16 protein-coding genes are annotated in these 24,796 nt (G+C 65.5%); 15 read left to right on the forward strand and 1 reads right to left on the reverse strand.

Annotated elements, in window-relative coordinates:
• Nucleotides 1-441 precede the first annotated feature (441 nt).
• From CI41S_RS09970 to CI41S_RS09990, 5 genes are all read left to right on the forward strand, one after another.
• Entirely contained in the window at nt 442-10,173 is a 9,732-nt protein-coding gene (locus CI41S_RS09970; protein ID WP_139858784.1) for a cadherin repeat domain-containing protein, read from the forward strand.
• 232 nt (nt 10,174-10,405) lie between these two features.
• Nucleotides 10,406-10,930, forward strand: a complete 525-nt coding sequence (locus CI41S_RS09975) for a phage tail protein (RefSeq protein ID WP_139479766.1) — start codon at nt 10,406-10,408, stop codon at nt 10,928-10,930.
• A gap of 12 nt (nt 10,931-10,942) precedes the next feature.
• Nucleotides 10,943-11,446 carry a phage tail protein gene (locus tag CI41S_RS09980; RefSeq protein ID WP_139858785.1) on the forward strand — a complete coding sequence of 168 codons (504 nt, stop codon included), beginning with the start codon at nt 10,943-10,945 and terminating at the stop codon, nt 11,444-11,446.
• A gap of 9 nt (nt 11,447-11,455) precedes the next feature.
• Nucleotides 11,456-11,977 carry a phage tail protein gene (locus CI41S_RS09985; RefSeq protein WP_139479768.1) on the forward strand — a complete coding sequence of 174 codons (522 nt, stop codon included), beginning with the start codon at nt 11,456-11,458 and terminating at the stop codon, nt 11,975-11,977.
• A 13-nt stretch (nt 11,978-11,990) separates the two neighbouring features.
• Nucleotides 11,991-12,518, forward strand: coding sequence for a GNAT family N-acetyltransferase (locus tag CI41S_RS09990; RefSeq protein ID WP_139858786.1), 528 nt, complete (start codon nt 11,991-11,993; stop codon nt 12,516-12,518).
• Here CI41S_RS09990 and CI41S_RS09995 read toward each other — a convergent pair.
• A complete protein-coding gene (locus tag CI41S_RS09995) occupies nt 12,511-12,813 on the reverse strand; it encodes a DUF6916 family protein (protein WP_139479770.1) in 303 nt (100 codons plus the stop codon). The two genes, CI41S_RS09990 and CI41S_RS09995, sit on opposite strands and share 8 nt — an antisense overlap.
• Nucleotides 12,814-13,220: 407 nt before the next feature.
• Here CI41S_RS09995 and CI41S_RS10000 point away from each other — a divergent pair, with 407 nt between their 5' ends.
• The 10 genes from CI41S_RS10000 to CI41S_RS10045 form a co-directional block, all read left to right on the forward strand.
• A complete protein-coding gene (locus tag CI41S_RS10000; protein ID WP_172627977.1) occupies nt 13,221-14,375 on the forward strand; it encodes an iron-containing alcohol dehydrogenase in 1,155 nt (384 codons plus the stop codon).
• 106 nt (nt 14,376-14,481) lie between these two features.
• Complete coding sequence (locus tag CI41S_RS10005; RefSeq protein WP_139858787.1) at nt 14,482-16,032, forward strand: AMP-binding protein; 1,551 nt, start codon at nt 14,482-14,484, stop codon at nt 16,030-16,032.
• A gap of 111 nt (nt 16,033-16,143) precedes the next feature.
• Nucleotides 16,144-16,842, forward strand: a complete 699-nt coding sequence (locus tag CI41S_RS10010; RefSeq protein ID WP_244626460.1) for a DUF2270 domain-containing protein — start codon at nt 16,144-16,146, stop codon at nt 16,840-16,842.
• Nucleotides 16,843-16,977: 135 nt separating this feature from the next.
• The gene (locus CI41S_RS10015; protein ID WP_139479773.1) at nt 16,978-17,865 is read left to right on the forward strand and encodes a TauD/TfdA dioxygenase family protein; all 888 of its coding nucleotides are present in this window, start codon (nt 16,978-16,980) and stop codon (nt 17,863-17,865) included.
• A gap of 392 nt (nt 17,866-18,257) precedes the next feature.
• Entirely contained in the window at nt 18,258-19,856 is a 1,599-nt protein-coding gene (locus CI41S_RS10020; protein WP_139858789.1) for an ABC transporter substrate-binding protein, read from the forward strand.
• A gap of 93 nt (nt 19,857-19,949) precedes the next feature.
• Nucleotides 19,950-20,897, forward strand: coding sequence for an ABC transporter permease (locus CI41S_RS10025; RefSeq protein ID WP_139479775.1), 948 nt, complete (start codon nt 19,950-19,952; stop codon nt 20,895-20,897).
• Nucleotides 20,898-21,168: 271 nt separating this feature from the next.
• Nucleotides 21,169-22,062: an ABC transporter permease gene (locus tag CI41S_RS10030; protein WP_139858790.1), complete on the forward strand. Its 894-nt coding sequence runs from the start codon at nt 21,169-21,171 to the stop codon at nt 22,060-22,062.
• Nucleotides 22,062-23,075: an ABC transporter ATP-binding protein gene (locus tag CI41S_RS10035; protein WP_139858791.1), complete on the forward strand. Its 1,014-nt coding sequence runs from the start codon at nt 22,062-22,064 to the stop codon at nt 23,073-23,075. The genes CI41S_RS10030 and CI41S_RS10035 overlap by 1 nt, the downstream gene beginning before the upstream one ends.
• Nucleotides 23,072-24,070: an ABC transporter ATP-binding protein gene (locus CI41S_RS10040; protein ID WP_139858792.1), complete on the forward strand. Its 999-nt coding sequence runs from the start codon at nt 23,072-23,074 to the stop codon at nt 24,068-24,070. Before CI41S_RS10035 ends, CI41S_RS10040 begins: the two co-directional genes overlap by 4 nt.
• Before the next feature lie 194 nt (nt 24,071-24,264).
• Nucleotides 24,265-24,796 (forward strand): IS110 family RNA-guided transposase (locus tag CI41S_RS10045; protein WP_139858793.1); only part of this gene is annotated, 532 nt, incomplete at its 3' end.

Genomic DNA, 24,796 nt, shown 5'->3' on the forward strand with positions numbered 1-24,796 from the left:
GGGCGATCCCGGCGGCGCGGCAAAAACGTCGTCCGGCAAGTTTGCCGAAATACGACTTATTGCTGAGCTCTACCTCCCGCTGCATCGCGCCATAAAGGTTAATGGCTCATTTGTCATGTGCACACACATTGACACTCGGAAACATCGCCAATACGGTCATGGTTGCCGAAGGGTAAAATTTCTCGGCCGCCGCATTTTTCTTGAACATTTGCTGGGCTTAGTCGCGGCGTGAGTATGTGAAGGCGACTACGTAAATGGCAAGCGCATTTGATCTTGCTGACAGCACAGCTGCGCGCTCGGTGCGGTTTTCTCATTTCGCGCACGACCCCATGCGGTCTCTGGTCGCGGCTAATCAACCCCAAGGTGTGAACGAGTTCACACGTCCGCTTTCCCGACAATTGTAATTAGGACCGGCCTTCACGCCGGTTGCAGGAGCGCTTCATGACGACCATACCCGCCTTTACAATCGGTGGTTTCACGCGCCCGGAACTTCACCTCGATCCGACCGGTCATATCATCCTGGATCCGGTCGCTCAGGCGTTCGCCGACACGTATGGTCTGCAGTATCTCTATATCGGTTGCCCTCCCGGCACGCTGTTTCCGCCGATCCCCGGCTTCCTGTCGCCGCCGACCGACACCAATTCCGGCACCAACACGGTCGTCGAAGGCGCCGCTGCCAATACCTCGGTCAATATCACCGCGCACGCCAGCAGCCTGATCGGCTTTCCGATCACCTATTCGCTGACCAACGACGCGGGCGGCGCCTTCAAGATCGATTCGCACACCGGCGTCGTCACCGTCGCCGATCCGACCAAGCTCGATTTCGAGAGCTCCGGCGGCAGCTACGGCATCACCGTACGCGCCACTGACGGCATCTTCGTCTCGTCGCAGACTTTCTCGATCGCCGTCACCAACGCGCCGCCGTCGACACCGATCGACAGCTTCACCGGCGACACCGCCGCCGTATATGAAGGCGCCGCCGCCGGCACCGTGGCCGGCATCAACGCATTCTCGTTCGACGTGAACGGCCCGGCCGTCACCTATTCGCTCACGGCGGATTCCTCCAACGGCGGGTTCACGATCGATGCCAACACCGGCATCGTTACCGTCGCCGATCCCACCAAGATCGATTTCGAGTCCGCGCCGGGCCATTTCTATGTCATCACGGTCCAGGCCAGCGACGGCCATGGCGGCGTCAGCTCGGAGAGCTTCAGCATCGGCGTCTACGACGTCGCGCCGCCGGCGCCCGGCGACAGCGACGCCGCGACCAACACCGTCACCGAGGGCGCCGTCGTCAACACGACCGTCGGCGTGACCGTGCATGCGGACGACATCAGCGGCGGCACGGTGACCTATTCGCTGACCGACAACGCGGGCGGCGCCTTCAAGATCGATCCCAATACCGGCGTCGTCACCGTCGCCGACCCCAGCAAGATCGACTATGAGAGCGCGCCCGGCCACAGCTACACCATCACGGCGCAGGCCAGCGACGGCACGCTGACGAGCACCCAGAGCTTCACTATCGCGATCGGCGACGCCGCGCCGTCGACGCCGACCGACAGCAACGCGGCCCCCAATACCGTGGTCGAAGGCGCGGCCGCCGGCACCGTCGTCGGCATCACCGCAGCGTCGACCGACGTCAATGGCGGCGCGCTGACCTGGTCGCTGACCAACAGCGCGGGCGGCGCATTCACCATCAACCCGACCACCGGCGTCATCACGGTCGCCGATCCCAGCAAGATCGACTTCGAAACCGCGCCCGGCCACGCCTACACGGTGACCGCGCAGGCCAGCGACGGCACGCTGACCAGCTCGCAGAACTTCACCATTGCCGTCACCGACGTCGCGCCGTCGGCGCCGGTCGACAGCAATGCCGCCGCCAACACGGTGGCGGAAGGCGCGGCCGCCGGCACCGCCGTCGGCATCACGGCGTCCTCGACCGACATCAACGGCCCGGCCGTGACCTGGTCGCTGACATCGGACAGCTCCGGCGGCGGTTTCACCATCAATGCCACCACCGGCGTCATCACCGTCGCCGATCCGACCAAGATCGACTATGAGAGCACCGCGCCCGGCCACACCTACACCGTGACCGCGCAGGCCAGCGACGGCACGCTGACGAGTTCGCAGAGTTTCACCATCGCCGTCAGCAACGTATCGATCACGACGCCGGTCGACGCCGATGCCGCGGCCAACACCGTCACCGAAGGCGCCGCCGCCGGCACCACGGTCGGCATCACCGCGTCCGCGGTCGATCCGAACGGACCGGCGACGGTTTATGCCCTGATCGGAGACACCTCCGGCGGCGGCTTCACCATCAATGCCAGCACCGGCGTCGTCACGGTCGCCGATCCGACCAAGATCGACTATGAAACCGCCGCAGGGCACGCCTACGGCATCACCGTGCAGGCCACCAGCGGCGCCGACGTCACGACGCAGAGCTTCTCGATTGCGGTCGCCGACGCCGCGCCGTCGACCCCGGTCGACAGCGACGTCACCGCCAATTCGGTCATCGAGGGCGCCGCGGCCGGAACCACGGTCGGCATCACGGCGTCCTCGACCGACGTCAACGGCCCGGCCGTCACCTATTCGCTGACCGGCGACACCTCCGGCGGCGGCTTCACCATCAACGCCACGACCGGCGTCATCACCGTCTCCGATCCCTCCAAGATCAATTATGAGACCGCCGGCCACAGCTACACCGTGACCGCACAGGCCAGCGACGGCACGCTGGCGAGCTCGCAGACCTTCACCATCGCGGTCGGCGACATCGCGCCGTCGGTCCCGGTCGACAGCGACGCCACCGCCAACTCGGTCAGCGAAGGCGCGGCTGCCGGCACCAGCGTCGGCGTCACGGCGTCCTCGACCGACATCAACGGCCCGGCCGTCACCTGGTCGCTGATCGGCGACACCTCGGGCGGTGGCTTCACCATCAATGCCGCCACCGGCGTCATCACCGTCGCCGATCCGACCAAGCTCGACTACGAGAGCACCGCGCCCGGCCACAGCTACGCCGTGACGGCGCAGGCCAGCGACGGCACGCTGACGAGCTCGCAGAGCTTCACCATCGCCGTCACCGATGCCGCCCCGTCGGTCCCGGTCGACAGCGACGTCGCCACCAACAGCATTGCGGAGGGCGCGGCCAACGGCTCGACCGTCGGCGTCACCGCGTCCTCGATCGACGTCAACGGCCCGGGCGTGACCTATTCGCTGATCGGCGACACCTCCGGCGGCGGCTTCACCATCAATGCCGCCACCGGCGTCGTCACCGTCGCCGATTCCACCAAGCTCGATTACGAGACCGCAGCGGGCCACGCCTACGCCGTCACCGTGCAGGCCAGCGACGGCACGCTCGCGAGCTCGCAGACCTTCACCATCGGCGTTGCCGACGTCGCACCGACGACCCCGGTCGACAGCGACGGCGCGGCCAATTCAATCGCCGAAGGCGCCGCCAACGGCTCCACCGTCGGCATCGTCGCATCCGCCGTCGACGTCAACGGCCCGGCCGTGACCTATTCGCTGATCGGCGACACCTCCGGCGGCGGCTTCACCATCAACGCCGCGACCGGCGTCATCACCGTCGCCGACAGCACCAAGATCGACTACGAAACCTCGGGCGGCAGCTACACCGTCACCGCGCAGGCCAGCGACGGCACGCTGACGAGCTCGCAGACCTTTACCATCGCCGTCACCGACGTCGCGCCATCGATCCCGGTCGACGGCGATGCCACTGCCAATTCAGTTGCCGAAGGCGCGGCAGCCGGCACCACCGTCGGCGTCACGGCGTCCGCGACCGACGTCAACGGGCCGGCCGTCACCTGGTCGCTGACCGGCGACACCTCGGGCGGCGGCTTCGCCATCAATGCCACCACCGGCGTCATCACCGTCGCCGATCCCACGAAGATCGACTTCGAGAGCTCCGGCGGCGGCCACAGCTACTCCGTCACCGCGCAGGCCAGCGACGGCACGCTGACGAGCTCGCAGACCTTCACCATCAACGTCGCCGACGTCGCGCCGTCGACCCCGGTCGACGCCGATGTCGCCACCAACACCGTTGTCGAGGGTGCGGCCAACGGCACCACCGTCGGCATCACGGCATCCGCCACCGATGTCAACGGACCGGCCGTGACCTATTCGCTGACCGGCGACACCTCCGGCGGCGCCTTCACCATCAATGCCACCACCGGCGTCATCTCCATCGCCGACGACACCAAGGTCGACTACGAATCCTCGGGCGGCAGCTACACCGTGACCGTGCAGGCCAGCGACGGCACGCTGACGAGCTCGCAGGCCTTCGTCATCGCCGTCACCGACGTTGCGCCGTCGACCCCGGTCGACAGCGATGGCGGCGCCAACCAGGTCGCGGTCAGCGCGCCGGTCGGCGCCTCGGTCGGGATCACCGCGTTCTCGACCGATATCAACGGGCCCAACGTCACCTATTCGCTGGTCGGCGACACCTCGGGCGGCGGCTTCACGATCGATCCGACCACCGGGAAGGTCACGGTCGCCGATCCCTCCAAGATCCATCTCGCCGACGGGTCCTACGACATCACGGTGCAGTCCAGCGACGGCACGCTGCACAGCCAGCAGACCTTTACCATCGGCGTCGTGATCGATGCGGCCCCGGTCGTCACCGCCGGCCATACGCTGAATTACACCGAGAACCAGGCCGCCACCGCGTTCGATCCGGCGATCACGGTCACCGATTCCGACAACGCCAACCTGACGCATGCCACGGTGCAGATCACCGGCGGCTACGTCAACGGCCAGGACGTCCTCGCCTTCACCAACACCGCCACCATCACCGGCTCGTTCAACGCCGCCACCGGCACCCTGACGCTGACCGGCACCGACACGGTCGCGAACTACCAGGCCGCGCTCGCCTCGGTGACCTACTTCAACAGCAGCGACAATCCGTCAGCAGCGGCGCGCACGGTCACGATCATTGCCAATGACGGCACGCTCGACAGCTCGCCGGTCACCGGCACCATCAACGTCACGCCGGTCAACGATCCGCCTCAGGTCGTCGCCGGCCATGTCCTGAGCTACACCGAGAACCAGGCCGCGACCGCAATCGACCCGGCGATCACCGTGTCCGACGTCGACAACACCACGCTGACCGGCGCGACGATCCAGATCACCGGCAACTACGCCAACGGCCAGGACGTCCTCGCCTTCGTCAACACCGCCAACATCACCGGCTCGTTCAATGCCGCCACCGGCACGCTGACGCTGTCCGGCACCGATACCGTCGCCAACTATCAGGCGGCGCTGGCCGCGGTGACCTATCAGAACACCAGCGAGAACCCGTCAGGGCTGGCGCGAACCGTGACGTTCGTCGCCAATGACGGCGCGGCGACGTCGACACCCGTCACCGGCACCATCAATGTCACGCCGGTCAACGATGCCCCGGCGACCACCGCCGGCGGCACGCTGAACTACATCGAGAACCAGGTCGCCACCGCGATCGATGTCAGCGTCAACGTCACCGACGTCGACAGCGCCAACTTGTCCAGCGCGACCGTGCAGATCACCGGCAACTACGCCAACGGCCAGGACGTGCTGGGCTTCACCAACCAGAACGGCATCACCGGCGTGTTCAACGCCGCGACCGGCACGCTGACGCTGTCGGGCTCCTCGAGCGTCGCCAACTACAAGGCCGCGCTCGACTCCGTCACCTATTTCAACTCCAGCGACAACCCGTCCGGGCTCGATCGCACCGTCAGCTTCACGGTCAACGACGGCTCGCTGAACAGCAACACCTCGACCTCGACCATCCACGTGATACCGGTCAACGACGCGCCTTCCGTCAACGCCACCGGCACCCTGGCCTTTACCGAGAACCAGGGCCCGACCGCGGTCGCATCCGCGCTGACCGTCACCGACGTCGACACCGCGACGCTCTCCAGCGCGACGGTGCAGATCAGCGCCAACTACGTCAACGGCGAGGACCTGCTCGCCTTCACCAACACCGCCAACATCACCGGCTCGTTCAATGCGGCCACCGGCACGCTGACCTTGACCGGCACCGACACGGTGGCGAACTACGAGACCGCGCTGCGCTCCGTCACGTATAACGACAACAGCGACAACCCCTCGACCCTGGCGCGCACCGTGACCTTCACGGTCGACGACGGCCAGGCGGCGAACCATCAGAGCGCCGGCTCGGCCCACACCATCAACGTCACCGCGGTCGACGACGCGCCGGTCAACAACGGCGTGCCGGCGAGCTTCACCTTGATGTCGGGCTCCAGCCACAACATCACCGGCCTCTCGATCTCCGACGTCGACGCCGCAGGCGGCAACGACATCACCACGACGCTGACCTCGGCCGGCGGCGGCATCGTCAACATCGCCGCGGTCGGCGGCGGCGCCGCCATCACCGGCAACGGCACCGGCGTCGTCACGCTGACCGGCACGATCGCGCAGATCAACGCCTCGCTCGCCGGCACCGTGACCTACACCGCGGCCGACGGCGCCACCGGGTCGTCGACCACGACCATCACGATGGCGACCAACGACCACGGCCACACCGGCACCGGCGGCCCGATCACCGACACCGACGTGATCCAGGTCGGCGTCACCCAGCAGGTCTGGTTCATCGATCAGGCCCAGACCATCACCGATGCCACCGCGCCGCGCGGCTCGCAGGCCAACCCGTTCACCGACATCCACGAGTTCAACATCTCGAGCGGGCCGGGCGTCAACGACATCATCTACCTGAAGGCCGGCACCTATACCGGCGAGGGCATCAACCTCAAGGACGGCCAGACCCTGCTCGGCGACGACCAGGCGCTGTCGTTGCCCGATCCGTTCGGCGGCCCGGCGATCCAGATCGAAACCTCGAGCGGCGCGCGGCCGACCATCAACGTCACCACCGCCGCCGACCAGGGCATCGATCTCGCCCAGAACAACACCATCCACGGCATCAACATCACGACCGCTTCGGGCACCACCGGCCTCGATGACGGCAACAACTCGGTCGGCAATCTGACCATCGACCAGATGTCGATCACCGGCTCCGGCCAGGCCGTCGACATCGACCAGGGCGGCGCGCTCAACGTCTCGCTCGGCACGGTGAGCTCGTCGGGCGGCGCCTTCGGCGTCCAGCTCGGCGGCGCCCTGACCGGCAGCTTCACCACCACCGGCGGCACGCTGTCGGGCCACACCACCTCGGAGTTCGACGTCAACGGCGGCACCGGCAACATCAGCTATGCCGGCACGATCGGTGACGGCACCGGATCGTCGGTCTCGGTCGCCAGCCACACCGGCGGCACGGTTGCCTTCTCCGGCGCCATCACCGACGGCGCCGACGCCGGCGGCGGCGTATCGCTCTCGGGCAACACCGGCAGCACGATCAACTTCACCGGCGGCATGACGCTGAGCACCGGCGCCTCGAGCGGCTTCGCCGCCACCGGCGGCGGCACCGTCAACGTCACCGGGACCAATCACATCACCAGCACCACCGGCACCGCGCTCAACGTCACCGGTACCACGATCGGCGCCAGCGGCCTCACCTTCCAGGACATCAGCGCCAACGGCGCGGCTAACGGCATCGTGCTGAACAACACCGGCACCAGCGGCGGTCTGACGGTGACCGGCACCGGCTCGACCACCGGTTCGGGCGGCACCATCCAGAACACCACCGGCGACTCCATCAGCCTGTCGTCGACGCGCGGCATCACCCTCGCGAACATGAACATCACCGACGCCGGCGCAAACAACGCCGGCAACGACAACTCGAACTGGATCGACGCCAGCAGCGTCACCAATCTGACATTGACCAACATGCATGCGACCGGCTCGGTCGGTCATGGCGTGAACGGCAACAACATCACCAATCTGACCATCACGGGCGGCGTCTTCTCGGGCGGCGGCGCCGACAACGATCAGGCGAATTTCAACGGTTTCGAACTTCACAACCTGCTCGGCACCTCGTCGATCACGGGCACCACGTTCTCGAACTCGAACACGATCCAGTTCCACGTCAACAACGACACCGCCACGAACTTCGCGGGCACGCCTGACCAGCTCACCGTTTCAGGGACCACCTGGAACAACCAGACCGGGCCGTTTGCCGGCGACCACCTGTCGGTCAACTCCGACACCGGCGGCAATTTCAGCCTGATCGTCAACAACACGAGCGGCCAGAACACCTTCGTCACCGGCGGCACGGCCGTGCAGGCAACGGCGGGAGGAACCAACGGAAAGATGAACGCCGATATCTCCGGCGTCACCTCCGGCGGATCGCTGGCATCCAACAACTTCAACACGGCGATGGTCGTCATCGGTGAAACCGGCACCGGCATCATCACCTACGACATTCACAACAATACCTCGCTCGGAACCGGCAGCGTTGCGATCAAGGTCACGCACGCCTCCGCCGGCGGCACCTCGACCGGCAAGATCCGTGACAACACGATTACCCACATCGCCGGTCCGGGTACCGACGCCGTGTCGGTCGACGTGCAAGGTGTCGGCGCAACCGGCGGCACCGGCACCGTCCTGATCGAGAACAACACCATTACCGGCAACTATCAGCGAGGAATTCACGTCCAGTCGGGGCAGGGCAATGCGGTCATCAATGCCACCATCGACAACAACCATTTGACCGGCACCGACACGACCGGTCAGGGCCTGCAGCAGATTGCAGTCATTGCCGGCATCAGCGGCGGCGGCAGCGCCACGACGCTTCGTCTCAACATGTTCAACAATGACGTCCACAATGGCGCAGGCGCGACCTATACGGCCGACTACCGCCTGCAAAATATGTCGGGCAACACGTTCCTGCTTCAGGACTTCGCGGGCAACGGCTCCACGGTCTCCGACATTCAGAACTGGGTGACGGCCACCAAGGGCAATACGGCCGCCGGCACCGGCGTCATCACCGTCAATGTCGGCAGCCCGTTCGGGACCACCGGCGCCATCCCGACGCCGATACTGGCGGCGGGCGGTGGCGTCACCGCCTCCACGCCGACGCCGGGCGAGACCCATCTCACCCAGACTCAACTCGATACCGTCGTCGCGGCAGCGATCGCCCAGTGGATGCACGCCGGCGCAACGCAGGCCCAGTTCGATGCAATGCTCGCCACCACCTTCAGCGTGGCCGACCTCGGCGGCAATATTGCCGGCGAGCAGACCCCGGGGCACATCACCATCGATGACGACGGCGCCGGCCATGGCTGGTTCGTCGACCCGACGCCGAACGACAACTCGGAATTCACCCATGCCGTGAACGGGTCCACGACCGATTTGCAGACCGATCCGACCAGCGCAGCGGCGGGCCATCTCGACCTCCTGACCGCCGTGGTCCACGAACTCGGTCACGTGCTCGGCCTTCCCGACACCACCGATCCGACGACCGCCAACGACCTGATGTACGTCAACCTGGCCGATGGCGAGCGGCGGCTGGCCGACCACGCCGACGTCACCGCGGCGCTGGCGGCGCTTCCGAATCCCTCGACGCCGGTCACGGTCGCGGCTCCCGCGCCGGCACCGACGCTCGTGATCGCGACCAACGTCTCCAACTACACGCTCGAAGCCACCGACAACGATCTGACCCACGTTGGAAACAACGACTTCATCGGCGTCGGCAACGCCCTGAACAACGTGCTGACCGGCGGCGCCGGCAACGATTATCTGGTCGGGCTGGACGGCAACGATACGCTGATCGACGGCGGCGGCCTCACCACGCTGCAAGGCGGCAAGGGCGACGACATCTACGCGGTCCAGTCCAAGACGGACACCGTGTTCGAGTTCGCCAACGAAGGCACCGACGAGGTGCAGACTTTCCTGGTCTCTTACACCCTGCCGGCCAACGTCGAAAAGCTGACCTTTGTCGGCAACTTCTCGCATCAGGGCACCGGCAACGCACTCGCCAACACCTTCACCGGCACTGCCGCCGACGATACCTTTACCGGTGCGGGCGGCAACGACGTGTTCAACTATCGCGTGAGCGGCAACGGCCTCGACACCATCACCGACTTCAACGCCGACAACGCCGATACCGCGGAGCACGATCATATCGACCTGCACGGACGCGGCCTGACTTTCGCCGAGCTCGCCGTCACCGAGGTTGCGGGCGGCGTCACCATCGGCATTCCCGGCGGTGATGCGATCTTCCTGAAAAACGTGTCCGTGCATTCGATCGACGCCGGAGACTTCTTCTTCTAGCACGTTGCCCGGCTCTGAGTGAATCAGAGCCGGGCTCCAATCCACTCTTCACGTCGTTCTAACTCGCGCGCGTCACGGCCGGGCAAAATCGCGAGGCGCGAAAAAAATTGCAGCGACCATGCTATCGTTGAGGTTGCACTAGCCGTAAAACACGCTATCGTGCGCACGTTATCGATACGGCGTCGCTGTCTCGTGTTTTTGCAGAATTTAAATCGTATTTGGCGGAGGACCGATGGCTGACCCGTTTCTTTCCGAGATCCGCATAATGTCGTTCAACTTCGCGCCCAAGGGATGGGCGCAGTGCAACGGGCAGTTGCTTCCCATCAATCAGAATCAGGGGCTGTTTTCGCTGCTCGGTACGACATTCGGCGGCGACGGGCGGGTGAATTTTGCGTTGCCCGATTTGCGCGGGTGCGTTCCGATCCATGTCGGCGGCGGCAACGCGCTCGGCGGGCGCGGCGGCGAGCAGGCCCACACAATATCGATCGCGGAAATGCCGGCGCACATGCACGTGTTTCAAGGCTCGACTGCAAACGCGAGCTCCGTCGCGCCCGCCGGCAACGTGCTCGCAAGGGGCACGACTGCGGTCGGTACCAATCCCATCAACTATTATACCAATACGATCACCAACCTGACCCCGCTCAACGCGGGTGATTTGGCGAACACCGGCGGCAGTCAGGCGCATCTCAACCTGCAACCGTTCCTGACGGTCCTCTTCTGCATCGCCCTTCAGGGCATCTTCCCCTCGCCGAACTGAGGAAACGCACTCATGGCACAGCCTTATGTTGGCGAGATTCGCATGTTTGCCGGCAACTTCGCGCCGGCCGGCTGGATGTTCTGCGAAGGGCAATTGCTGCCGATCAGCGAAAACGAGACGCTGTTTCAGTTGATTGGCACGACCTATGGCGGCGACGGCCAGTCGACCTTCGCGCTTCCGGACCTGCGCGGACGCCTGCCGCTCCATCAGGGCAACGGCTTCGTCATGGCCGAGACCGGCGGCGCCGAGGAGATCACGCTGACGGTGCAGCAAATACCTGCGCATACTCACCCGCTCGTTGCCTCGACCAACGCGGCAAACTCGCCCAACGTCCAGAGTGACCTGCCGTCAACGGGCCTGGTCAGCCAACTGTATTTTGCCAGCGATCCGGATACCAACTGCAGTCCGCAGGCCGTCACGGCGACCGGAGGCAGCCAGCCGCATAGCAATTTCCAACCCTATCTGTGCGTCGATTTCATCATTTCACTGTTTGGCATTTTTCCGAGCCAGACCTAGGAGCCGACAATGGCCGACCCGTTCGTCGCGGAGATCCGCATCTTTCCGTTCAATTTCGCACCCACGGGCTGGGCATGGTGCGACGGCCAGCTCTTGCCGATCTCGCAGAACACCGCGCTATTCTCCCTGCTTGGCACCACCTACGGCGGCAACGGCAAGAGCAACTTCGCGCTGCCCGACCTGCAGGGCCGCGCGCCGATGCACCCCGGCCAGGGCCCGGGCCTGTCGCTGCATGACCTCGGGGAAACCGGCGGGTCGGATACTGTAACCTTGCTTGAGTCCGAAATTCCCTCGCACTCGCATCAATTCAAGGCGTACGGCAGCGATCCCTCCGATCATTTCAACCCGTCCGGCGCGTCCCTGGCTCGATCCAATGGCGGCAACGCATGGGGCGCGGCGAGCAGCCTTGTATCCTTGGCACCGCAAGCCATCAGCCCCGCCGGCGGCAATCAGCCGCACAACAACATGCAGCCGTATCTGACCTTCTATTTCAACATTGCGCTGCAAGGCGTTTTCCCGCCGCGCGGCTGATTGGCCTTCGATCATGGAAGCGTCCGTCGCTGCGGTTCCGTTTGGCTGGGCGCGTGCGGCGGACGCTGGCCTGACATTCCGCCCGATCGTCGATACCGACCTGCCGTTTCTGGCACGGGTGTACGTCTCGACCCGAATCGAGGAACTGGCCGTCACGGATTGGAGCGATGCGCAGAAGATGGCATTCCTCCACGACCAGTTTCGCGGGCAACACGCGCACTATCAGAAGTATTATCCCGAGGCCGACTGGCTGGTGACGGCCCACGCCGGCCAGGATATCGGCCGCTTCTATATCGAGCGCTGGCCGAGCCAGCACCGCATCATCGACATCGCCTTCCTTCCGGAGCATCGCGGCAGAGGTCATGGCGAAGCGGTGTTGCGCGATGTGATGGACGAGGCGGCGGCCGCCGGCAAGGACGTCTCGATCCATGTCGAGAAACTCAATCCGGCGATGCGGCTCTACCGCCGCCTCGGCTTTGCAGTCGAGGAGGACAAGGGCGTCTACGATTTGATGCGCTGGAAGCGGCCCAACCTCAGGTGAAGACCGCCTGATAGCCGTTGCCGTCCGCGAGCGGCCCGATCGGCACCAGGAAAATCTCCATCACGCCCAGCGCCGGATGCTGCACCGGGTAGATCGCCTGCGGCAGCCATTGTCCCCTGGGTGCTGCGAACAACAGCGAGAACGCGCCGCCTGGCCGTCCGCTGTTGCCGGCGGGATCGACCTTGGCCAGTTTCAAGGGCACGACGCCGTCCGCCGCCTGCAGCTCGAAGATGCTGTCCGTGTGCGCAGCGAAGTCGTCGATGTGCAGCTTCGCGAGATCAACCGATGATGTCATGCCGTGCTTCCCCAGATGTCGCCAAGCTGTAGCACGCCGCGCGCCGCAACGCGCGACGAAATGCGCGGACGAGTAGCGCGACAAAACTAAACTCGGACAAATCACGTCGCGGGTATGCAGGGCTGCGTCCTCCCTCCACAACTGTCATCGCCCGGCCTGTGCGCGATTGCGCACATGGACCGGGCGATCCAGTACGCCGCAGCTCATCGATTCAAGCACTGCTGCCTCTGGAATACTGGATCACCCGCATGCGCGGGTGATGACACCGAGCTAGCCGCTTGACACTTGAATCAGGCCAACACCAATACCCCCACCCCCGCACACCCCTGATGACGGCCCCGCTTTCCTCCGCTAACCTGCCCGCCAAGGCCGCCGGCAAGGCGGCGCAGTCAAGGGAGGACGGGCGCGTGCATCGAGGCCGTGTCATCTTCGGCGCCATGGACGAGGTCGTGTTCGGGCACCCGGCTCGCGAGGCCGTGGTCGAGCAGTTGGACCGGCTCGGCGCGCAGCGCGCCTTCCTGATGGTGTCGGGGACGCTGAACCGCGAGACCGACGAGATCGAGAAAATCCGCCAGGCGCTCGGCAGCCGCTGCGTCGGCACCTTCGACCAGATGCCGGCGCACACGCCGCGCGCCGCGGTCATCGCGGCCACCGCGCAGGCCCGCGACGCGCAGGCCGATTTGATCGTCACCATCGGCGGCGGCTCGATCACCGACGGCGCCAAGGCGGTGCAGCTCTGCCTCGCCAACGACGTCACCACGAGCGACGGCATCGACTTGATCCGCACCCGTGGCGGCGTTGCGCCGGAGATGAAGCCGCCCACCGTGCGCCAGATCAGCGTGCCGACCACGATCGCCGGCGGCGAGTTCTCCTCGATCGCCGGCGTCACCAACGAGGCCAAGCGGCAGAAGGAGATGCTGCGCCATCCGCTGGTGATGCCGCGCGCCACCATCCTCGATCCTGAAATCTCGGTGCACACACCGGACTGGCTGTTCCTGTCGACCGGTATCCGCGCCGTCGACCATTGCGTCGAGGGCATCTGCTCGCGCGAGGCGCATCCTTACGGCGACGCCCAGGCGCTGAAGGGGCTGGAGATGCTGGCGCAGGGTCTGCCGCGGGTAAAGGCCGACCCGAAGGACATTTCCGCGCGGATGGATTGCCAGATCGGCACCTGGCTCTCGACCGGCCCGCTGGCCTCGGGCGTGCCGATGGGCGCGAGCCACGGCATCGGCTATGTGCTCGGCGCCGAGTTCGACGTGCCGCACGGCTACACCTCCTGCGTGATGCTGCCGGCGGTGCTTCGCTGGAACAAGCGCGACAATGCCGACCGCCAGGCGCTGGTCTCGGCCGCGATGGGTCATCCGGGCGAGGACGCCGGCGACGTGCTCGACCGCTTCATCCGCGAGCTCGGCATGCCGCGCACCTTGCGGGACGTGCACGTCGGCCCCGAGCATTTCGACCGCATCGCGGCGCAAGCGATGCGCACCCCCTGGGTGCCGCGCAATCCGCGCCGGATCGACGGCCCGGCCCAGGTCCGGGAAATTCTGGTGATAGCGGCCTGACGCATGATTCGGACCGCGGGAACGGCTATCCGGAGCGATCAAACAGGAGATGCGATCATGATGTGATCGCGTCGTCACATCATGATCAACGGGGATCTGAGGTTCGATGTACACCGGCAAGCATGCTCATTTGCGCCCGCTGCAACCCGCCTTCATCATGGCCGGCAGCGGCGAGATCGTCACCTATCGCGAGCTCGAGGCGCGCAACAACCGCCTCGCGCATCTGTTCCGCCGGCGCGGCATGAAGCGGCTCGATCACTATTCGATCTTCATGGAGAACAACGACCGCTATCTCGAAGCCTGCGGCGCCGGCGAGCGCGCCGGCCTCTACTTCACCTGCGTCAATTCGTTCCTCACGCCGGGCGAGCTCGCCTACATCCTGACCAACAGCCAGTCGCGGATCCTGATCACCTCGCAGCTGAAGCTCGACGTCGCGCGCGAGGCGCTGAAGGAGTGTCCGCAGGTCGAGCTCTGCATCGTGGTCGACGGCGACGGCGAGAGCGAACGTATCGTCGGCCTGACGCAGGCGACCGCCGGCCTGCCGTCGACGCCGATCGCCGACGAGGCGCTGGGCACCGCGATGCTGTATTCCTCCGGCACCACCGGCCGGCCCAAGGGCATCGTGCGGCCGCTGCCAGAGCAGCCGCCGGTACAGAACCTGCCGCTGTTCGATTTCCTGATCAAGCTCTGGCACTACCGCGAAGGCATGGTCTATCTCTCGCCGGCGCCGCTCTACCATTCGGCGCCGCAGGCCGCGGTCAACCTCACGATCCGGATGGGCGGCACCGTCATCATCATGGAGAGCTTTGATCCCGAGCGTTACCTGCAGCTCGTGCAGCAATGGGGCATCACCCACACCCAGCTGGTGCCGACCATGTTCTCGCGCATGCTGAAGCTGCCCGAGGAGGTGCGCCGCCGCTACGATTTATCGTCGCTGGAGATCGCGATCCATGCCGCCGCCCCCTGCCCGGCGCTGGTCAAGGACGACATGATCAAATGGTGGGGCCCGATCATCCACGAATATTACGGCGCCACCGAAGGCCTCGGCTTCACCGCCTGCAACAGCGAGGAATGGCTGGCGCATCGCGGCACCGTCGGCAAGGTCCTGCTCGGCGACCTGCATATCCTAGACGAGAATCTCAAGCCGTGCCCGAACGGCACGCCGGGCACGGTGTGGTTCAAGACCGGTTCGCCGTTCGAATATTTCAACGACCCCGCCAAGACATCGGAAGCGCGCTCGCCGGACGGCAGCATGAGCACGGTCGGCGATGTCGGCTACATCGACGACGACAATTTTCTCTACCTCACCGACCGCGCCACCTTCATGATCATCTCCGGCGGCGTGAACATCTATCCGCAGGAGTGCGAGAACTTGCTGATCACCCATCCCAAGGTCGCCGACGCCGCGGTGTTCGGCGTGCCCAACGTCGATCTTGGCGAAGAAGTGAAGGCGGTGGTGCAGCCGGTCGACGGTGTCGCGCCCGGGCCCGATCTCGCCGAGGAGCTGATCGCGTTCTGCGCACAGTCGCTGTCGCGGCAGAAGGTGCCGCGCTCGGTCGATTTCGAGGCCGAGCTGCCGCGGCTGCCGACCGGCAAGCTCTACAAGCGTCTGCTGCGCGACCGCTACTGGGGCAACAAGACCTCGCGGATCGTGTGAGCGCGGCGGTGCGGCACGCCGGACCGATGCGGCAGGCCGCAACGGACTGGCCCATGGCGCGGATTTCGCGTTATGCTCCGCAATCGCAAGCCTGCATCGCCGGAGGCCGCCATGCCGTCGCCCCAGCCGCGCGAGCCGGAGCCCTTAGCGGCCCGAAGGCTCGAATTCACCGCCGCCGAGATCGGGGCGCTCGCCCATCTCTATCGCGGCGAGATCTACCGCTCCACGGTCTGGCGCACCCGCCTCGACAGCTCGACCAACTGGGCGGTGGTGACCACCGGGATCGCGCTGTCGGCGACCTACAGCAACGCGGAGGCATCGCCGCTGCCGATGGTGCTGGTCGGCCTCCTGGTCACCGTGTTCCTGCTGTTCGAGGCGCGGCGCTACCGCTACTTCAACGTCTGGCGCGCCCGCGCGCGGCTTCTCGAAACCGATTTCTACGCACCGATGATCCGCGGCGAAAGCCTGTCGCCGAACGGGCGCTGGACCGAGCTGCTCGCCAACGACTATCGCCATCCGAGCTATCACATCAGCTATGCCCGCGCGATCGGGCGGCGGCTGCGGCGGACCTATGGCTGGATCTTCGCGATCCAGGCCATCGCCTATTACGGCAAGCTCGCGATCCATCCCGGGCCTCTGACCGCGCTCTCCGAGGTTGCGCAACGCGCGGCCATCGGGCCGATACCGGGCGACATCGTCATTCTGGCGGGCGTTGCCTTTCACACCAGCTGGGCGATCTTTGCGCTCGTCACCCATCGCCTCGAGGCCGCCAAACGCCGCGAGCGGCGCAACCTGATCGCGATGGGGTGACGCTGGTCCGCGTCCCGGGCCGGGGGCACAGCCTCGCGGCCTGCTGCATGCCGGACCCGACGGGCGCGCGCATTGTCGCCGTCCGGCCTTTCCCATAAGCTCGCCACAGAACGACAAGAATGGGAGGACCCGCCGATGGATGTGATCCCGCTTGGTCCGGGTTTCGGCGCCGAACTGCGCGGCGTCACGCTCGCCGATGTCGCCGCCAGTGATGCCGCCTATGCTGCGGTACGCGCGGCGTTCGAGGAACATTCGGTGCTGGTGTTCCGCGGCCAGGACGTCAGCGACGACATCCAGCTCGCCTTCTCGCGCCGCTTCGGTCCGCCCGAGGTGACCAAGGTCGGCTCGATGGGCACCGGCTCGCATTTCGTGATCCTCTCGACCTTCGGGCCCGACGGCAAGGTGGTGCCGTCGGATCACCGCCAGCAGCTGCGCGCCAGGGCCAACCAGCTCTGGCACACCGATTCCTCGTTCAAGCGGACGCCGGCGCTGACTTCGATCCTCTCGGCGCGCATCATCCCCGAGCATGGCGGCGAGACCGAATTCGCCTCGATGCGGCTGGCGTTCGAGCGGCTCGACGCCGCGCAGGCAAAGCGGCTGGAGAATTGCTTCGCCTGGCACTCCTACGCGCATTCGCGCAGCAAGGTCGCGACCGGGCTTGCGACACCCGAGGAGGTCGATGCGCTGCCGCCGGTGTGCTGGCGCATGGTATGGCGCAATCCGGTCAACGGCCGCGGCGCGCTCTATCTCGCCTCCCACGCCTACGGCGTCGAGGGCATGGGTGCCGAGCAAGGCCAGGCGCTGATCGAGGAACTGACCGAGGCCGCCACCGCGCCCGGCACCACCTATCTGCATCAGTGGAAGCAGGGCGATGTCGTGATGTGGGACAACCGCGCCACCATGCATCGCGGCCGCCCCTGGCCGGCGCATGAGGGCCGCCTGATGATCCGCACCACCATCTCCGCCACCGACGCCGACGGCGTCGCGAGCGTGACGCCGCCGTCATCGCAGGCGGCGGAGTGAGGGCGAGCATGTCGTTCCGTCATCCTGAGGTGCGAGCCTTGCGGCGCAATTGCGCCGCTGGGCGAGCCTCGAAGGATGAATCGGCCACCAGCCGGGCCGTGCATCCTTCGAGGCTCGCAAGGGCTCGCACCTCGGGATGACGGGAGTGCGCTGGAGAGATCAGATCAAGCGACAAACTGTCGCTCATCACGGCAAGGAAACTCATCGCTGCATAGCAAAACAAACCGCGAGTTCCGTGCCTCACCACACTATTCCCGGACCATGGAAATTTTTGCTCTGGCGCGTCATCCGAATTGCCAATCCCTGCGCGACCCTCGCCGGTTGCCCGGCGGGCTCACCATGGTATCGTCAATGCCAATCGGCCATTGAGACCGAGTTGTGTGGAGGGGACTATGCGGAGCGTGCAAGCGCTGGCCGTCGCGGTGGTGTCTGTTCTGGCGATCAGCGACGTTTCATATGCGAACGGCGAGCCGAAATCCGGCGGCATCTTCAGGATCTATCACCGCGACAGTCCCGGCAGCGCCTCGATCCACGAGGGTGCGACCTATTCGCTGAACGTTCCGTTCATGCCGATCTTCAACAACCTCGTCATCTTCGACCAGCATATCGCGCAGAACAGCGCCAAGACGATCCGGCCCGAGCTGGCGGAGAGTTGGGCCTGGAGCGGCGACAACAAGACCCTGACCTTCAAGCTGCGCAACGACGTGAAATGGCATGACGGCAAGCCGTTCACCGCGGCCGACGTCAAATGCACCTTCGACATGCTGATGGGCAAGTCGCAGCAAAAGTTCCGGCAGAACCCGCGCAAATCCTGGTACGACCAGGTCGACGAGGTCACCACCAACGGCGACTATGAGGCCTCGTTCAAGCTGAAGCGGCCGCAGCCGGCGCTGCCGTCGCTGCTCGCCTCGGGCTATACGCCGGTCTATCCCTGCCACGTGTCGCCGGCGGAGATGCGCACCAAGCCGGTCGGCACCGGTCCGTTCAAGTTCGTCGAGTTCAAGGCCAACGAGTCGATCAAGCTGACCAAGAACCCGGATTACTTCAAGAAGGGCCTGCCCTATCTCGACGGCATCGAGTTCACCATCATCCCGAATCGCTCCACCGCGATCCTCGGCTTCGTCTCCGGCAAGTTCGACATGACGTTCCCGACCGAGGTCTCGATCCCGCTGCTCAAGGACGTCAAGTCGCAGGCGCCCAATGCCGTCTGCGTGGTGGAACCGAACAACGTCTCCACCAACATCATCATCAATTCGAGCGCGCCGCCGTTCGACAATATCGACATCCGCCGCGCGCTGGCGCTGGCGCTCGACCGCAAGGCGTTCATCCAGATCATGTTCGAAGGCCAGGGCGACATCGGCGGAACCATGGAGCCGGCGCCGCAGGGCTTGTGGGCGATGCCGAAGGAGATGCTGGAATCGATCCCCGGTTACGGCCCCAACATCGAGAAGAACCGCGAGGAAGCCCGCAAGCTGATGCAGAAGGCGGGCTATGGCCCCGACAAGCACCTGCAGCTCAAAGTGTCGACCCGCAACATCGCGGTCTACCGCGATCCCGCGATCATCTTGATCGACCAGATCAAGAGCATCTATATCGACGCCGAGCTCGACGTGGTCGACACCGCGCAGTGGTTCCCGAAGGTTGCGCGCAAGGACTATTCGCTCGGCCTTAATTTGACCGGCAATGCCGTCGACGAGCCCGACCAGTCGTTCTACGAGAACTACGCCTGCGGCTCGGAGCGGAACTACACCAACTACTGCAACAAGGACATCGAAAAGCTGTTCGACCAGCAGTCGGAGGAGACCGACGTCGAGAAGCGCAAGAAGCTGGTCTGGGACATCGACAAGAAGCTGCAGGAGGACGTCGCCCGTCCGATCATCTTCCATGCCCGGACCGGAACCTGCTGGCAGCCTTACGTCAAGAACATCACGGTAATGTCAAACAGCTCCTATAACGGCTATCGATACGAGGACGTCTGGCTCGACAAGTAGTCGAGGCCCGAGCGCGCTTTCGAGCGAAGTGGAAGACCGGTTCGCGTCAAGAGAGCGCGTCAAGCAAGCTACGGGTCAGGGAGAAGAGCCAGGGTGTTTGCCTATATCGTCCGGCGGCTGTTTCTGATGCTCGTGACCCTGTTCGGGATCTCGGTCATCATCTTCGTGCTGCTGCGGGTCGTGCCCGGCAACATCGTCGACATCCTGTTCGACGCTGCCGGCTTCGTCGATCCCGCCGACAAGGCCAATCTCGAGCGCGAGCTCGGCCTCAGCCAGCCGATCGTGATCCAGTATCTCAACTGGATCGGCGGCCTGCTGCACGGCGATCTCGGCTATTCCTATGTCTCGGAGAAGCCGGCGCTGCAGGAGATCTTGCCGCGGATTCCGATCACCGCGCGGCTCGCCGGGCTGGCGCTGCTGTTCTCCGCCTCGATCGGGATACCGCTCGGCGTCATCAGCGCCGTGCACCAGGGCTCCAAGCTCGATTACGCGCTGCGCGTCGTCAGCCTCAGCGGATTGTCGCTGCCGTCGTTCTGGCTCGGCCTGTTGATCCTGATGGCCTCGGTCTCGCTGTTCGGCACCATGCCGATCTTCAATCCGAACCCGCGAACCTGGTTCGAGGCGTTCAGTATCTATGCCGTGCCGGCGGCCGCGGTCGGCTTCCGCAGCGCGGCGCTGACCATGCGCATCACGCGCTCCTCGATGCTGGAGATCCTGCGCCAGGACTATATCCGCACCGCGCGCGCCAAGGGCGCCTCCGAGGCCTCGGTGAACTACCACCACGCGCTGAAGAACGCGGTGCTGCCTGTCATCACCGTGATCGGCATCGAGGCCGCGTTCCTGATCGGCGGCCTGATCGTCACCGAGACCGTGTTCAACATTCCCGGCATCGCCCGCTTCCTGGTCGAAGCGTTGCGCTGGCGCGACTATCCGATCGTGCAGAACCTCGTGATGTTCATCGCCGTCGTCGTGGTGGTGGTGAATTTCATCGTCGACATGCTCTATGCCGCGATCGATCCGCGGATCCGGTTTGGAGACTGACATGACAACGTTGGTCGAAGTCCGAGCTCCGGTCTCACCTCGCCCCGCTTGCGGGGAGAGGCATAGGCCGCCGTCGGCGGCCGTTGAGAAGAACGCCGAAACAAAGCTTCGGCTATGTCGCATCGCAGATGCGATCCGGGTGAGGGGGAGTCTCCGCGCGCTCACTGAACACCGTCCTCGCGGAGAGCCCCCCTCACCCCGACCCTCTCCCCGCAAGCGGGGCGAGGGAGAGGAAAGTTCCGCGATCGTCGAGCAAGAAAGCTAGCTTCACGTGGCCACGATCAATTTCGAGAGCGAACTGCGACGGGCCGGGGCCAACGCCACCAGCGGCTGGGGGCGGTTTGCGTTCCTGGCGCAGCGCCATGTGCTCGGCACGATCGGCCTGATCATCATGGTGCTGTTCGTCTGCACCGCGCTGTTCGCCGACCTGATCAGCCGCTACGACCCGCTCAGCGTCGATTCCGCGCACCGGCTGGCGCCGCCCTCGGCGCTGCACTGGTTCGGCACCGATTCCTTCGGCCGCGACGTCTGGAGCCGGATCATCCATGGCGCGCGGATCTCGCTCGCGGTCGGCATCGGCTCGACGACATTGGGTGCGACGCTCGGCGTGATCGTCGGGCTCACCTCCGGCTATCTCTCCGGCTGGGTCGATCTCCTGTTCCAGCGGGTCACCGACATCCTGCAATCGCTGCCGCTTTTGGTGCTCGCGCTTGTGATGACCGCGGCGCTCGGCCCGTCGCTGCCGAACGTGATCCTGGCGATCGCAATCCCCCTGATCCCGACCGTTGCCCGCGTGATCCGTGCCAACACGCTGGCGCTGCGCGAGCAGCCCTTCGTCGAGGCCGCCAAATCGATCGGCATGAGCGAGATGCGGATCGCGCTGCGCCACGTGCTGCCGAACACCATCGCGCCGCTGATCGTGCTGGCCACCGCGCAGCTCGGCTCGACCATTTTGACCGAAGCGTCGCTCTCGTTCCTCGGCCTCGGCATTCCCGAGCCCTATCCGTCCTGGGGCCGCATGCTGTCGGAATCCGCCGCCGAATATGTCCGCACCGCGCCGTGGCTGGTGATCTTCCCGGGCATCGCCATCAGCCTCGCGGTGTTCGGCACCAATCTGTTCGGTGACGCACTGCGCGACATTCTCGATCCGAGGCAGCGCGGCTGATGAGCGAGGCTACCACGGCAGATATGGTTCTCGATGTGAAGAACCTGCAAACGGTGTTCTTCACCAATTCCGGCCTGTTCCGCGCGGTCGACGACGTCTCGTTCTCGGTCCGCCGCGGCGAGACGCTGGCGATCGTCGGCGAATCCGGCTGCGGCAAGAGCGTCAGCGCGCTGTCGATCATGCGCCTGGTGCCGGATCCGCCCGGCCGCATCGTCGGCGGCTCGGTGATGCTCGAAGGCACCGACCTCCTGAAGCTCGACGATGCCGCGATGCGCGACATCAGGGGCAACCGCATCTCGATGATTTTCCAGGAGCCGATGACCTCGCTCAACCCGGTGATGCGGATCGGCGACCAGATCATCGAGGCGGTGCGGCTGCATCAGAACGTCAGCAGCAAGGAGGCCTGGAAGCAGGCCGTCGACATGTTGCGGCTGGTGCGCATCCCCGAACCGGAGCGGCGCGCCCACGAATATCCGCACCAGCTCTCCGGCGGCATGCGCCAGCGCGCGATGATCGCAATGGCGCTGGCCTGCCGGCCGGCGCTCTTGATCGCCGACGAGCCGACCACCGCGCTCGACGTCACCATCCAGGCGCAGATCCTGGCGCTGATCGTCGACCTGCAAAAGCGGCTCGGCACCGGCCTGATCCTGATCACCCACGACCTCGGCGTGGTCGCGCAGACCGCGCAGCGGGTGATCGTGATGTATGCCGGCAAGAAGGTCGAGGAAGCCACCGTCGAGGCGCTGTTCGAGACCCCGCTGCATCCCTATACGCGCGGGCTGATGGCCTCGATGCCGGCGGTGATCGCGCTCGGCGCCAAGACCGACGAGCGGCTGACCGAAATTCCCGGCATGGTGCCGTCGCTGACCAAGCTGCCGCCCGGCTGCGCGTTTGCGCCGCGCTGCAAGCTCGCGGTCGACCGCTGTCGCCAGGAGTACCCGCCACTCGGCGAGGTCAAGAGCAATCACTGGGCGGCGTGCTGGCGCGCCGGCGAATTGGCGGAGGCGTCATGACCGAACAGCGCCCGCTCCTCGAGGTCACCGATCTCGTCAAGCATTACGCGGTGCGCGGCGGCGTGCTGCGCCGGCAGATCGGCACCGTGCATGCGGTCGACGGCGTCAGCTTCGCGCTCGGTACGGGCGAGACGCTCGGCCTGGTCGGCGAATCCGGCTGCGGCAAGTCGACGGTGGCGCGCACCGTGTTGCGCCTGGTCGAGCCGACCAGCGGCGCGATCAAGCTCGACGGCGAGGACATCGCGCCGCTCAGCAAGACCGCGCTGCGGCCGTACCGCCGCTCGATGCAGATCGTGTTCCAGGATCCGTTCGCCTCGCTCAATCCGCGCATGACGGCGGGCGATATCGTCGGCGAGCCCTTGACCGTGCATGGCCTCGCGACCGGTGCGAAGAAGCAGGAGCGCGTCGCGGAGCTGTTCCAGCAGGTCGGGCTGCGGCCCGACCAGATGAAGAACTTTCCGCATCAGTTCTCCGGCGGCCAGCGCCAGCGCATCTGCATCGCACGCGCGCTGTCGCTCGGGCCGCGGCTGATCGTCTGCGACGAGCCGGTCTCCGCGCTCGACGTCTCGATCCAGGCGCAGGTGATCAATCTGTTGATCGACCTGCAGCGCAAGCAGAACTTTTCCTATCTGTTCATCGCGCACGACCTCGCGGTGGTCGCCCATATCAGCCATCGCGTCGCCGTGATGTATCTCGGTCGCATCGTCGAGATCGCCGACAAGCGCGAACTGTTCGCCAACCCGCGCCATCCCTACACCCAGGCGCTGCTCGCCTCGGTGCCGATCGCCGACCCCAAGGCCAAGCGGCTGACGCCGCTGATCGACGGCGACGTGCCGAGCCCGATCAACCCACCCTCCGGCTGCGCCTTCCACACCCGCTGCCGCTACGCGATGGATCGCTGCAAGACTGAACGGCCGATGCTGAAGGAAGCGGGCGTGGGGCATCAGGTGGCGTGCTGGCTGAATGACGGTACGGGGCGGAGTGAAGGCGCGTAAACCGTCATTGCGAGCGAAGCGAAGCAATCCATCTATCCGTTCGCAGCGGCGTGGATTGCTTCGTCGCGGAGTTTATCATCGGGCCGGCCAGAGGCCGGACCCGTTGGCTCCTCGCAAAGATGGGGTGGACGGCCCCCAACGGCATCAGTGTGCCAGACTGGTGATGTTGATTCGACCAGACAAGGGGACCGTCCATGACGAAGATTAGCACGATTGGTTTGGACTTGGCGAAGAACGTGTTTCAAGTTCACGGGGTTGATGCGGCGGGAGCTGTGGTGCTGAGGCGGCAACTTCGGCGGGCCGCCGTGGAGAAGTTTTTTGCGCAGTTGCCGCCGTGCCTGGTGGGCATGGAGGCCTGTGGCAGCGCGCATCATTGGGCACGGGTGATCGGGAAGTACGGCCACGAAGTCAAGCTGATGCCGCCGGCCTATGTGAAGCCTTATGTGAAGCGCAACAAGAACGATGGCCGGGACGCGGAGGCGATCTGCGAGGCGGTGAGCCGGCCGACGATGCGCTTTGTGGCGGTGAAGAGCGTCGCGCAGCAGGCGGCGCTGGCGGTTCACGGCACCCGCGCGCTGCTGGTTCGGCAGCGGACGATGGCCGCGAACGCGCTGCGGGCGGCGCTGAGCGAGCTCGGGATCGTGGCGGCGCAGGGCTATGAGGGGCTGCGCGAGCTGATGGCCCGGCTCGAGAAGCCGAGTGAGGAGATCCCGGAGATCATGCGCG

The organism is Bradyrhizobium ivorense (assembly GCF_900696085.1).
GTDB lineage: Bacteria > Pseudomonadota > Alphaproteobacteria > Rhizobiales > Xanthobacteraceae > Bradyrhizobium > Bradyrhizobium ivorense.